This is a genomic window from Pseudoalteromonas sp. '520P1 No. 423' (assembly GCF_001269985.1).
Classification (GTDB): Bacteria; Pseudomonadota; Gammaproteobacteria; order Enterobacterales; family Alteromonadaceae; genus Pseudoalteromonas.
Genome location: NZ_BBZB01000001.1, coordinates 3637682 through 3651669, shown reverse-complemented (window position 1 = coordinate 3651669; position 13988 = coordinate 3637682). Strand labels below are relative to the sequence as shown.

At 35.3% G+C, this 13988-nt stretch carries 10 protein-coding genes and 1 pseudogene; 6 read left to right on the top strand and 5 right to left on the bottom strand.

Annotation, left to right across the window (positions count from 1 at the left end; genetic code table 11):
* Positions 1–60 precede the first annotated feature (60 nt).
* The 4 genes and pseudogenes from PSA_RS16680 to PSA_RS16665 form a co-directional block, all read right to left on the bottom strand.
* Entirely contained in the window at positions 61–1719 is a 1659-nt protein-coding gene (locus tag PSA_RS16680; protein ID WP_042148053.1) for an amidohydrolase, read from the bottom strand.
* A 70-nt stretch (positions 1720–1789) separates the two neighbouring features.
* Positions 1790–2722 carry a hypothetical protein gene (locus tag PSA_RS16675; RefSeq protein WP_042148051.1) on the bottom strand — a complete coding sequence of 311 codons (933 nt, stop codon included), beginning with the start codon at positions 2720–2722 and terminating at the stop codon, positions 1790–1792.
* A gap of 426 nt (positions 2723–3148) precedes the next feature.
* Positions 3149–3421 (bottom strand): MBL fold metallo-hydrolase, encoded by a 273-nt coding sequence (locus PSA_RS25360; RefSeq protein WP_042148048.1) that lies wholly within the window; start codon positions 3419–3421, stop codon positions 3149–3151.
* A gap of 34 nt (positions 3422–3455) precedes the next feature.
* Positions 3456–5226: pseudogene (locus PSA_RS16665) on the bottom strand (DUF885 domain-containing protein).
* Between the two features lie 227 nt (positions 5227–5453).
* On the opposite strand from PSA_RS16665, the gene PSA_RS16660 reads away from it, so the two are divergent.
* The gene (locus PSA_RS16660; RefSeq protein WP_052380092.1) at positions 5454–6344 is read left to right on the top strand and encodes a hypothetical protein; all 891 of its coding nucleotides are present in this window, start codon (positions 5454–5456) and stop codon (positions 6342–6344) included.
* A gap of 7 nt (positions 6345–6351) precedes the next feature.
* On the opposite strand, the gene PSA_RS16655 is transcribed toward PSA_RS16660, so the two are convergent.
* On the bottom strand, positions 6352–7311 hold the full coding sequence (locus tag PSA_RS16655; protein WP_042148194.1) for a D-2-hydroxyacid dehydrogenase: 960 nt from the start codon (positions 7309–7311) through the stop codon (positions 6352–6354).
* Between the two features lie 149 nt (positions 7312–7460).
* Here PSA_RS16655 and zntR point away from each other — a divergent pair, with 149 nt between their 5' ends.
* From zntR to PSA_RS16630, 5 genes are all read left to right on the top strand, one after another.
* The gene (gene zntR / locus PSA_RS16650) at positions 7461–7919 is read left to right on the top strand and encodes a Zn(2+)-responsive transcriptional regulator (RefSeq protein WP_231665278.1); all 459 of its coding nucleotides are present in this window, start codon (positions 7461–7463) and stop codon (positions 7917–7919) included.
* Positions 7894–9030 (top strand): SO_0444 family Cu/Zn efflux transporter, encoded by a 1137-nt coding sequence (locus PSA_RS16645; protein WP_042148045.1) that lies wholly within the window; start codon positions 7894–7896, stop codon positions 9028–9030. The genes zntR and PSA_RS16645 overlap by 26 nt, the downstream gene beginning before the upstream one ends.
* 336 nt (positions 9031–9366) lie before the next feature.
* A complete protein-coding gene (locus PSA_RS16640) occupies positions 9367–10812 on the top strand; it encodes an imelysin family protein (protein WP_042148042.1) in 1446 nt (481 codons plus the stop codon).
* Between the two features lie 74 nt (positions 10813–10886).
* Positions 10887–12572: a di-heme oxidoredictase family protein gene (locus tag PSA_RS16635; protein ID WP_042148038.1), complete on the top strand. Its 1686-nt coding sequence runs from the start codon at positions 10887–10889 to the stop codon at positions 12570–12572.
* Positions 12572–13987 carry a di-heme oxidoredictase family protein gene (locus PSA_RS16630; RefSeq protein WP_042148035.1) on the top strand — a complete coding sequence of 472 codons (1416 nt, stop codon included), beginning with the start codon at positions 12572–12574 and terminating at the stop codon, positions 13985–13987. Before PSA_RS16635 ends, PSA_RS16630 begins: the two co-directional genes overlap by 1 nt.
* Position 13988 lies beyond the last annotated feature (1 nt).

The window sequence follows — 13988 nt, the reverse complement described above, 5'->3', positions numbered from 1 at the left end:
AATTATGTAATTATCTGAGCATAAATAAGCAAACTACATATTTATGCTCAATGTTAGTTCTTAGTCCTTTTGGTACTTTTTCTCACCCGCTATCCAAGTTTCTAATACTTGGGTTTGGTAAACTTCTGCAATATCAGATTTAAAAATATCTTTATCAACTAAGATAAAGTCGGCCCATTTACCTCTCTCTAATGATCCAATTTTAAACTCTTGATGTGCTGAGTATGCTGCATCTAATGTAAATGCTTTAAACGCTTGTTTGCGTGTTAATGCTTGCTCTGAGCGCCAGCCATTTTCAGGTTTTTGTTGATGATCCATTCTACCCATAGCTGAATATAAACCATGGAAAATATTAGCTAACTCTACAGGAAAGTCAGAACCAGCGGCTAAATGAGAGCCTTGTTTAATAAAAGCTTGCCAAGCATAAGCACCTTGCAGGCGTTTATCATCTAATCTTACTTCTGCCATATGCATATCAGATGTTGCGTGTACAGGTTGCATAGAAGGAATTATATTTAATGATTTAAATCTAGGAATATCATCTACGTGCACTATCTGAGCATGTTCAATTCTATTTCTTAATAAGCGACCACCGGTATTTTTAAATACATTTTCATAGGCATCTAAAACAATTTTATTAGCCCGGTCACCAATTGCATGAGTATTGGCGGTAAACCCATGTTTAAAGCTTTTTGTATAAAAGTCTTCGAGTGATGCTTGTGACTCAAGCATAAGGCCTGTGTGCTGTGCTCTGTCCGCATAATCACTTAAAAGAGCTGCACCTCGGCTACCTAAAGCGCCATCGGCATAAACTTTTATGCTGCGAATAGATAAAAAATCACTTTGTTCTTGGTAAGTACCTGCTTTTAACATGAAATCTAACTGGGGATCGCTTGCTGATAACATGGCGTAAATTCTAACAGGTAAGTTTTTATCTTTGGCTCTTTGTTTATAAATTTCCCAAGTGTCTTTGTTTATTCCCGCATCATGTGCTGATGTAATACCTAAGCTTAATAAGTGCTCTCCAGCTAAGTCTAACGCTTGATTAATAGCTTGTTTATTTGTTTTTGGGATGTGGTTATTAATTAAATCTTCTGCTTTATCTATAAAAATGCCGCTAGGGTCATTATTGGCTAATCTTATAATTTCCCCGCCCATAGGCGCTTTAATTTGTGAAGTAATATTGGCAAGCGACATTGCTTTACTATTTGCCCAAACTGCATGGCCATCTACACGAGTTAATACCACAGGAATATCACTGACATACTTATCTAAATCTGCTGCAGTAGGGAATTGATTGTTTGGCCAGTTCTCTTGATTCCAACCACGGCCAACAATCCAGCCATTTTTATTTTTTGAAAATGCTTTTAGCTTTTCACCAACATCTCTTTTAGATTGAGTATCACGTAAATCTAAACGAGATAAGTTTTGACCTAAGCCTATTATATGGCCATGGGCATCAATCAGTCCCGGTAATAAAAATTTGTTTTCACCATCAATTTTTTTTGCATTAGGGTAGCTTTTTAGTAATGCCTTATCACCAGTTCTAACCACTTTGCCGTTTTTAAATACCAGAGTGGAAAACTCCTTTAGTTCGCCACTTCGCTCTAAAGTATAACCGGTTACATTATGTACTGCTGTAAATTTTGCTAGTACATTTGATGAGATAACAAGGGAAGATAAAGTTAATAAACCTGCAATTTTAGGTAATAAACGCATAAGAGTGTCTTTTTATTATTAGTGTTAAAACTTTATTCTTTAATTAGATAATTTAAAAGGTTTTTTATAATTAAATTATTTCATGAAAATAACTTTTAGCATCAATATAGCCAATTGAGCTATCTGCTATTTTAGATAATGGGTATTTAGCAGGACCGACAGGTTCTGCCAAAATATAGTGCAAGCCATTTATTGTTGTATATTTATCAGCTTTTAAAGTAGGTAATTGAAACCCGATTAAGGCATGTTGAGGTAAATAAATAAGTGATTGACTGAGCCGTGGGTATATTTTTTTTATAATTGCTGACATTAAAGTCATTTTACTATCACAGTCACCTATGTTGTGCGCTATCACGCGAATCGGTGGATAGTAGCCTAACCCACTTGATTCTGTTCTGCTTTCTAAAGTGGAATAGGGGATTGATTGCAACCAAGATAAAACAAAGTTGATTAAAACCCTGGGCTTTTTAACTGAAATAGATTCTCTAATCGCTTGCGTTACTGGCTCTAAGTAATCGACGCCTTCAATTACAAACTTTTTATGATCTGGTTTTATTTTTTTCCCAGCCCAAGGGGTATTAAATTCAATGTAGTGATGTTGCTTTAAAAAATCTAAATAAGTTTTATTTTCAAGTTGTTTAAGTTGTTGCTCAACTTCATTTATTTTTTTTTCATTTTTACTTTTTATGGTATAGCCTAATTGTGAATGTTGTTGCTTAAAACTGACTCTCACTTCTCTGGGGTTATAGCTACTTGCTTGTTCTAATAAAGCTTTATAAATGTGATTCATTGCTTTATCTTTATCGAAGCGTTTAAAGCGTCTGTATTTATTATTTATAAGTTTTTTGGGTAAGGAGAAGCTTAAAGTTTGAGTTTTATGGTTATGATCTTGCCAAGTATAGTCAAACGAAATGGTGTTTTCGTTTACTGTTTTTTGTAAGTTTTTTGCCTGAACTTGTATACAAAGCAAGTAAAAAAGAATAAAAATAATTAATGGGCGCATCTTATTCCTCAATACTTTAAATATAATATATTAATAATATCAAACCCCTAGCTAATAGTTAAGATGCTAAAGGTGAAAAACCTGGTATTTTAGTTTCATTAATGACGTCTATTTGTTTTTCATTCATAAATTTATCTAACTCTTTATCGGTTCTCTCTGGTGCATGGCTATATAAAATGAGTACTTTAATTTTAGCAGCTTTAGCTAATTTGATTGCTTGATCTATTGAGGAGTGACACCAACCTCATTTTAGCGGCATTTCTAGATCTGTGTATTGTGCATCATGAACCAAGCAGTCAACATTACTTAAAAATTTGACCCGAGAATCAAAGTCAGTATTTAAATTATCTTTTGAGGGAACAGGGAAGGTGCTCATATCCATTTTTTCTAAAATGGCATTATGTTTAACAGGTTGAGTAGGGCACTTTAAATATTGATAAGTCTATTTTTTTGATAAGCGGGTATGAAAAATGGAAAACCTTGAGTATGTTCCCAGTGGTTATGGCTTAATATAATGGTGACAGGTTCATTATTAGAAGCGAGTTCCTCACTTCGCTTTTTAATACCAGTACTCACATCAAAAATAAGCCTTTTATTATCAGCTTCAATTAGTACACAAGCTGAATTACCACCGTACTTTACTGTGGTTTCGACAGGTGTTGGTATCGATCCTCTGGTGCCATAAAAGGTCACTTTCACTTGTATTACTTCCTTTTTTATAGTGTGAAATGACTTACTTGTCCATTAATCCTCTAATATATTTAACTGGCGCGCTGCCATAACTTAAAAATTCATTGTGGAAAGTTTTTAAGTCAAAGTCTTTACCTAGTTTTTGTTTTTGTAGTTCACGGAAATCATATATTTCTCTATAACCAGTATAATAGCTTGTTAATTGAACTTGGCTTAGTGTTGCACGTCGCCATTTACCTGATGCTTCAGCGTGTTCTTGGAAAGCATCATTCATTAATAAGTCTAGACCTTGTTGTTCGGTCATACCTTTAACTTGAATGCTGTAATCTAAAATCGTATTACAGATCACTCGCAAGTTCCATTTGTAATACATCAACCACATTTCAGGTTCAAAATCACCATAACCTTCTTCTAGCATCATGCGCTCAGAATAAACCGCCCAGCCTTCAATCATAGCGCCGTTACCTAAAATGCTCTTGATTAAAGAGGGTGATTCATTTGAATAAACTAACTGTGTAATGTCCTGGAATTGCTTCATGAATATTCAGTATTTGTAAAATCCAATGATTATATTCGCGTAAGTACGATTCAGCTTGCTCTGCGTTCATATTATCAAGTGGCGTCACATTGTAGTATGTATTTTCTTTTGTTTCGTATGGACCAGGAGCACTAATTGATGCACCAGCAAAACCACGCATATAATCAGGTGTTTCACGCACGACTAGCGGCTTTTCAGGATCTAGGTCAATTAAGTCTTTATCCATTACAAACTTTTCAAGAACAGGGATTTGACGTTTAATTTCTGGTACAAATTCATCAGCTAAAACATGTTTAACTGATAAATGTTTAATTAGTTTAGCAACCGCTTTTTGCTTATTTGCAGGCATAGGTTCATCTGCAAGATATTTAGGCCAAAGTTGCTCTGTGATTTTGATCATTTCTTGTAAAACAGTATCTCTATCGTTTACTGCTTTTTGGTAAACTTCCTTAGCTGTATAGCCTGATTGAATATCAAAGGCGAACTTCTCTTCATAAAGTGCTTCACCAATTCTAAATGATCTGGCATTACCATTTTTAGCTAGATCTTTTTCAAGCACTGTTAAAAAGTCGATATAACCTTGAACAGCCTTAGTAGCAGCATTAAATCTTTGTTCGAATAGTGCTTTATCACTGTTTGATAATTCAGAGGCTTTTACTTTTGTTAGTAATTCAGGTGAAAAAACAGAAAAAGCGCCTTTATTTTGGCTAATCGCTAACTGTGTATATTCAATTGTTGGGTTTTCAATATTGTTTTGTGCTGCGTGATAATAATCCGGTACATTTACTAAACGTCGAAGTACTTTTTCAAATTTAATTTTGTCAGAGTCAAAACGACCATTAATAATTTTTGCAAAACCACCCGCTACATTGTAGCTAGATGGGTTCCACTGCCAGCTTTTAAACTTGGTTAAGCTCCAAATATTTTTTTTAAGTAAGTTTTCTATTAAGTAGTAATCAGTTTGTTGATTTGAGCTTAATGAACTTAGATCGAATTTTTCTAAAGCAGTAAGCTGTGCTTGTGTGATAGCGAGATCTTTTTGACGGCTCGATTTGTTTGGCACTGTTAAAATGTCATCGTATTTACCGTAACCTGCCCAAAGAGACCATTCTGGGTTATTTTTCCATAACTCATCAATAAAATTTTTAGAAAAATCAGAAAATTGAGTTTGAACTTGCTCTTGTACAACTGATGGTTGTGATACTTGCTCTGTCGTATTACATGCACTTAATGTGATTACTGATGCAAGCGCTAGGGCTAAAGCTGACTTTTTCATTTTAACTCCAAAAGGATTGGGGATTTAATTAGCCCTTTTATAAGGTATTTATTATTGGTTTTACAGTAAAAAACGGTGAGTTTCATATAACTCATGTGAAATGTGTCTTCTGAATTTAAAGTCGTAAATGAATATAAAAACAAAGCACGTTTGCTTTTATATTGCTCAATAATAATCAAAGGCTTACTATATAAAATAGTGTGGAATTAATAATTTATGGATTAAATATGTTTATAAAATATATTTTTATTTTTCATATAAGTATATTTTTCAGTATCACTGCTTTTGCACAACCCACTATTCCTCCCTTAACAGTAAAATATGGCACATCGTTATTATTAAAAAACGCACAACAAAGTTATTACTTAGATGTATTACAGTTAGCGCTTGAAAAAAGCAGTGATAAATATGGTGCTTTTAAGTTACAAGAACAAGTATTAGAAATGCACCAAGGCCGCACATTAAATATGCTGGAGCAAGGCAAGGTCGTTGATGTCGTATGGAGTATGACTTCTAAAGAGCGTGAACAAAGGTTTAATACGGTTTATATACCCATACTTAAAGGTTTAATGGGATATCGCATTGGTATCATTCGAGCAGATGACCAATATCAATTTACAGATATAAATAGCTTGTCTCAATTAAAACAAACCTCCATAGGGCAAGGTATTGATTGGCCAGATACACAAATTTTATTATCAGGTGGTTTTAATGTGATCCAAGGGGCAGCTAGAAACTTATTGCCAATGCTGAAAATGAAACGCTTTGACTTTTTCCCTCGTGGGCTACATGAACCTTGGGGTGAAATAAAAGAAGATTTAAATCTTAAGGTAGAGTCCAGACTATTATTAAAATATCCCGCACCAATCTACTTTTTTGTAAATAAAATTAATGGAGAGTTGTCTAAAAGATTAGAGTTTGGCCTTAAAAAAGCAATTAAGGATGGTAGCTTTGATAAGCTATTTTATAACCATGAAATGATCTTTAACGTTATTAAAAAAGCGAATTTATCACAAAGGCGTATTTTTGAATTACATAATCCATTATTAAGCGATAAAACAAAGGAATTATTAAGTGATGATACACTTTGGTTATCACCACTTAATTTAACTTATTAGTGACTTTTTAAACGATTCTATTTCGACTTTCATCATTATAAAAAGCAATAATATTTAAACTGATTTCTTTAACTAAACGTGCAATAGACTCTTTTGAACCCCAAGCGATATGTGGTGTAATAATTAAATTATCACCTTTATATTGAATCAGTGGGTTGCATTCTTTTGCAGGCTCAAGACTTAATACATCTGTTGCAGATGCTGCTATTAATTTATTTTTAAGTGCTTTAACGAGGGCTGTTTCATCTACAATACCACCTCTTGCGGTATTAATTAAAACAGCTGTTGGTTTCATTAATGAAAACTCATTATTAGAAATTAAACTTTTAGTTTCTTCTGTGAGTGGTGAGTGAATAGAAACGATATCGGCTTGTTTTAACGCAGATTCAAAATTAGTTCTGCCTTCTCTGCTAGCTTGGTTTTTCCTCTCACTAATCAATACTTTCATGCCAAATGCTTTTGCAATATTTTCAACTCCTTTACCTAATGCACCGTAGCCGATAATTGTCAGAGTTTTATTTTCCAGTTCAGCAATCGGATGATTTAACAAACAAAACATATCACTTTTTTGCCAAGCGTCATTTTTGCAATCTTGAATATATTTATGGCTATTACTCATTAAGGTAAGGATAAGTGTTAAAGTATGTTGTACAACAGAGGCTGTAGAGTAACCAGCGACATTGGTGACCGCTATTCCTTGTGATTTAGCTGTCACTAAATCAATGTTATTGGTTCCGGTTGCTGCAATACATATCAATTTTAATTTAGGTAAATTAATTAACTCTTCATGCCCTAAGCATATCTTATTAGTAATAATGACATCTGCATTTTTACAGTGTTCTTGTATTTGAGATTTACTGGTGGTTTCATATGACTTAACAACAGAGTTTGCTTGTTCATTAATATCAATTAAAGCAGATAAATCAGCATTATTTAAAGTGGCGGCATCTAAAATAACAATATTGATTAAATTTTTTTGCATGATTACAGGCATATGCATCGATTTTAAAATGAGATATATAATAGCGCATTGTGACAATATAGGTACTTCACTTCAAGCTGTGAATTTTTAATTTATTAACATGCTTGACCTTGGTGTTTACTCCAAGGTTTATTATGCTTGTATTAACAGCTCAGATGGAAACGATTATGTATAAAATAGGTGAGTTATCTAAGGTTTTATCAGTATCAACAGATACACTTAGATATTATGAAAAAAATGGCTTATTAACACCTTCAGGGAGAAGTGAATCTGGCTATCGTTTATACAATGACAATGATCTTCGTTGTATGCAGTTTATTGTTAGAGCCAAAAGTATTGGTTTTAGTTTGAATGAAATTAAAGAATTATTATCTATTAATCTTGAAAAACAAGATCATAGTTGTGGTGAAGTTAAATCATTAACTGATTTAAAACTTGCACAAGTTGAAGCTAAAATAATGGAACTGACACGATTTAAAGACTCATTACGTTTATTATCAGACGCTTGTTGTGGCGGTGAAGAAGCTGCAATACATTGTTCAATTTTATCTGCTTTGGAGAATGTAGATGACTCATTTAATCGCGTTAATTGATAACTTTTGGCAACTGTTTGTTATTTCTGCACCTTGGCTTTTATTAGGGTTATTTATAGCAGGTTTGATTAAGGTTTATTTACCAAAAAATTTCTTAATTAAACATTTAGGCAAAGAGGGTTTTGTTTCAACTGTGAAAGCTGCATTAATTGGTGCGCCTATGCCTTTATGTTCTTGTGGTGTGATCCCTGCGGCTTTAGGGTTAAGAAGAGCGGGCGCCTCAAAAAGTGCAACAACAGCATTTTTAGTTTCAACACCTGAAACAGGCGTAGATTCAATTTCAGTATCTTATGTTTTATTAGGCCCATTTATGGCTGTAATTAGGCCAATAGCTGCAATAACAAGTGCAATTGTCGCTGGTTTATTGGTAGGTCGTGATAAAGGTGCCACTCCAGAAGAAAGTGCACATAAACATGATGTAAAAGAAACATGTTGTAGTAAAAAAGAGCCAAAAGTTGAAATTAGTTACTGTAGCAAAAAAGAACCAGAGTCAAAACCTGTAAAAGTAGCTTGTTGCTCTGAAAATAAACATCAAACACCTCATAATCATGAGGGTTCAATTGGTGAACCTAGTAGTCGGATTTTTGAAGCGCTTCATTTTAGCTGTACAAAGTTATTACAAGATACCGCCAAATGGTTATTAATAGGCTTATTTTTTGCTGCTCTGATTCAAAGTTTTGTACCTAACGACTTCTTTACGCAATGGGGAACTGGCATTTTAGCTATGGTAGTCGTGGTTTTGATCAGCATTCCTATGTATATCTGTGCTACTGCTTCAACGCCAATAGCTGCAGGGTTATTACTCTCAGGGGTATCGCCCGGTGCTGTTTTAGTTTTTATGCTTGCAGGCCCTGCTACTAATATTGCAACTTTAGGTGTGGTGATCAATGAGTTAGGTAAACGTGCAGTCGCTGCGTATCTAACTGGTGTAATAGGCATTGCGATTATATTTGGTTTATTGACTGACTTTTTAGTTGAGACATACGGCATTGAAGTGGCGCCTATGCTAGGTGAAGAAAACCATGTCTTACCACATTGGCTAATGCAAGCATTTGCTATATTACTGATAGCCCTGTTAATTAGGCTAGTCGTTTTAAGGTTTAAAAAGTAATTAGTAATGAGATATTTTTATATCTTAAAGGCTGGTTTAGGCTTTAAGATATAACCTTTTAAAATCAAATGTTATTAAATTATTTAAGGTGTAATTTACATAAGCTTTTAATAATATCTCTGTGGGTTTAACCTTTAAATAAACGCATCACCCTTATATGAGTATATGTCACCCAACCTTTCAATGTAACAGATAACTGTTTAAGCGCACCTCAATTAGCATGAACTACGTCAATAAATGTAAATGAAAGTAATTATCGTTATTGATATTATTACTGTATGTATATAGAATGCTCGCAAATAATATTAATTATCATTTACAGTTTAAGGGAACGTAATGAAATTTTCTAAGAGTTTTGCATTATCAGTAGTATGCGCGGCTATTTTAGCTGGTTGTGGCGGTGACGATGGTAAGAATGGCACTAATGGTGTTGACGGTGCTAACGGTACGAGTGGTGTTGATGGTACAAATGGCGTAAGCGTTTTTGTTACAACTTCTGATGTTGTAAATACAAATGCACAACATGCATATGCTGTTTATAGTGACTCTTTAATTGCTGCTAAAGCATTAAAAGAACAATTAGAAGTTTTTGTTGCAGCACCAACAGATGAGAATTTCACAAGAGCTAAAGAGGCGTGGCTTGATTCGCGTGAATCCTATGGTCAGTCTGAAGTTTACCGTTTCCGTGAAGGACCAATTGATAATTTAACAAAAGATGCACAAGGTAACTGGGTTTTAGAGCCTGAAGCGGGTCCTGAAGGTGCAATCAATGCTTGGCCATTAGCCGAAGCATTTATTGATTACACTATAGATATGGATAACTTACAAAATCCTGAAAGCGTATCATCTTTACCTGTAGGCGGAAATATTATTGCTGATAGCGTAACTTATCCTGTAATCAATAAAGCTGTATTACAAGCTGCGTTTGGTGGTGTTAATGATGCACAAGATGAAGCGAATGTAACGTCTGGCTACCATGCTATTGAGTTTTTATTATGGGGTCAGGATTTAAATGAAGATGGCACATACACTGCTAATCGTGATTACTCTGCAGGCTATCGTAAAGCATCAGATTACTACACTGTAGCAAATGATTTTGAAGGTAAAGTCGGGACTTGTACATCAGGTGAAACTGGTGCTGATAATGAGCAATGTATTCGTCGTGGCCAGTTCCTAATCGCAGCAGCTGAACTATTAATTGATGATTTACAAGCGGTAGCTAATACTTGGGCACCTGGTTCTGGTTTTCATTACAATAATTTCACGAATACAGATAACTCAAAAGTATCATTAGCAAAAATCTTAGAAGGCATGGGTCGTTTAAGTTACGGTGAATTAGCAGGTGAGCGTATGAGTATTGCACTTCGTACAGACTCACAAGAAGATGAGCATTCATGTTTTTCTGATAATACTCACCGTGATATTTTCCTAAATGCAAAAGGCATTCAAAATGCATTTTCTGGTCAGTATACGCGTGATACCGGTGAAGTATTGCAAGGTGCAAGTATTTATGACTTATTGGTAGTAGAAGGTCATCCAGAACTTGCTAATAAATTACGTGCAGCACTTGAACTAACGATGGCAAAAGCGTCAGTTATTGATACTAATGCTAAAATGGGTACGTCATTTGATTTACAGATTCAGTTAGCTGATTTTAAACCTGCAGTAACTGAAACGATAGAAGCGCTAAAAGCGCAAACAGATGTGATCAATGAAGCGATCACTGCACTTGAAGTAACAACAAGTGATTTAAAACAAGATACTGACGAATTTGGTGGTTAGTTTTTTGTATTAGTTAAAAACCCACTATTGAGTGGGTTTTTTTGTTTATTAGCTTTTGATTCTATGGGCGTAAAATGAAAAAGCAAATTTTAGCACTTCTTATATCTTCAAGTGTTTTGATATCTGCATGTGGCGGTGGTTCTGACTCTTCTAACAATTCAAATGGTAATACAGATGGTAATTCAGGTGGAAATACTGGCGGTGGTAATGTCATTTTTCCTGGTCAGCCAAAAGATGGTTTGCCAACAATCTCTGCGCAAACACCTGATGAAAACGAGCATTTAAGTGGCGGAGAAGCCAGTACAAATGTATTTAATGAAGATGCATTTAGCCAATCAGCACCTTTGATCCGAAGTGATTTTGAGCTCGATGGTGTATTTAAAACTGGGGATCATTTATTTAGAGGCATACATAAAGGGCAAGGTCCTTTATTTAATAACGCTACTTGCCAAGGCTGTCATATTAAGGACGGTCGTGGAGAAGTACCTGCAAATACAAAAATGGCTATGACAAGCATGTTTTTAAGAGTGAGTGATGATAAAGGAGTACCTGATGTTATATACGGAGATCAAATTCAAACATTTGGCACAGTTGAAGGGCATGATAAAGGTGCATTGCCAAAACACAATGGCGCATTAGACGAAGGTTTAGCTTATGGTGAAGCCTATGCATTTGTAGAGTACGAAATTATTAATGGTCAATTTGATGATGGTGAAAGCTATCAACTCAGAAAGCCAATTTATAAAGTAAAAGATCTGTCTTATGGTGACTTTAATGATGCTGTGAGGTTCTCACCAAGAGTGTCACCTGCGGTATTTGGTTCAGGTTTATTAGGTGCTATTCCACAAGAATATATTACTGCTTATGCAGACGAAGACGATGTTGATAATGATGGAATCTCTGGTAGAGCAGTCTATGTTGAAGAGCCAATCTCAAATGAAAACAAATTAGCGCGCTTTGGTTATAAAGCGGTAACTGCATCTGTATTACAACAAATATCAGGTGCATATCGTGGCGATATGGGCATAACTAACTTTGTTGCTCAAGAAGAACCTTGCACAGATTTACAAGCTGCTTGCATTAATAAAGCAAAACAAGAGCAAGATAATGAAGCAGGTAATTTAGATTTAAGTAAATTATCTTTAGCGCAGGTCGAATTTTATAACCGTTTATTAGCTGTGCCTGAGCGTAGAGGTTTCAATAAACAAACCAATACTTGGGGTGCTGATGTATTAGCAGGACGTACTTTGTTTCATGAGAACAAATGTGCTTCTTGTCATGTACCACGACATAAAACAGGCGAGGCGCAGGGGAGTTTACTCGGTGATGCCGGTTTATTAGATATAGCAGAGTCATCAACACCAATTGCAGCACTAAGCGAACAAGTAATTTATCCATACACAGATTTATTATTACATGATATGGGTGGTCAATGTGCTGAAATTACACGTGAAGATAATGAAGGCAATGCGTGTATCTCAGGAGAACAATGTTATTGGGTGCAAAAGTGTGATGGTTTAGCAGATGATCGTCCAGAAGGAAATGCAACAGGGACTGAATGGAAAACGCCTGCACTTTGGGGTTTAGGTTTAGTACAAACTGTTAATCCAAATGCGACTTTTTTGCATGATGGACGCGCGCGTACTATCAGTGAAGCAATTCTTTGGCACGATGGTGAAGCTAAAACGGCTAAACAAAACTTTGTTGCTTTATCTAAAAATGAACGTAGTCAGTTGTTAGCATTTTTAGAGTCGCTTTAATGAGAGTATTATTTTTACTAAGTTTATTGTGTGTTTTATCTGCATGTCAGCCTGTAGATAAAACATATGCACCTAAGTTTGATATTAGTGAGTTTAAACCCGCAGGTGAGGCAACTTTAAAAAGAGTCAATACCAGAACATTTATTCATCCATCAGGAAATTTATCTTTAGATGATGAATTAGATTTTTGGGATGGATTTTCTTTTTTTAGAGATCCTTGGATAGCAGCGCCTGCTGTAACTGAAGATAGAGATGGTTTAGGTCCATTATTCAATGCGCGCTCTTGCAAGGCATGTCATGCAAGGGGAGGTCGAGGTCGTGAACCTGTTGAAGGTGTTTCAAAACCTATGGCTTTACTGATCCGTTTAGGTGCTAAAATCGACGGTGCAAAAGTAGATGAAAATTATGGTGGCCAATTACAGCCATTTGCAATTCGTTTGTCTCATAAAGCGCTTTCAACAGTGATAGAGCCTGAAGCTGAAATAAAACTCAAGTATGAATTTATTAATGGCACTTACGCTGACGGCTCATCTTATCAATTACGTAAGCCTAGCTATGAATTAGTTAATTTAAATTATGGAAAGCTAGAAGAAAGCACTGTTTTATCACCGCGTTATGCACCTGCTATTTACGGCATGGGTTTGCTTGATGCGATAAAAGAAGAGGACTTACTTGCCCTTGAAGATATTGCCGATTCTAATAATGATGGAATTAGTGCTAAGTACAATTTAGTGCCTGATGTATTAACTCAAAAAGTGGCTGTAGGGCGTTTTGGTTTTAAAGCATTGCACCCCAGTTTAGCGCAACAAACGGCAGGTGCGTTTGTAAATGATATTGGAATTACAAATCCATTTTTTCAGTCTGATACCTGTTCGCATATACAAATAGGCTGTCGTCAAAGGTCTTTACTTGGCGGACATGACAAGCAGCAGGAGATCCCTGAGAAACTGCACGATTTAACTGTTTACATGGGTCAACATGTTGCAGTTCAACCAACTCGTTCACTTAAAAGTAAACAAGCCCAATTAGGACGTGAAATTTTTTATCAATTGAACTGTCATTCATGTCATCAGCCGAGTTTTAAAACTGATGAAAGCTACCCAGTAAAAGAGTTGGCAGGACAAAAAATTTGGCCTTATACCGATCTTGCTTTACACGATATGGGTGAAGGATTATCTGATGGTAAAGCTGAATTTAAAGCTACAGGTTCAGAGTGGCGAACAGCACCATTATGGGGTTTAGGTTTGCAAAAACATATCCAAGGTTATCAAGCTTTTTTACATGACGGTAGAGCCAGAACATTAGAAGAAGCCATTTTATGGCATGGCGGTGAAGCAAAGTCATCACAACAAGCATTTATAAAATTAGATAAATCGCAAAGAGACGCGGTTATCTTTTTCTTAAAACAAATTTAAG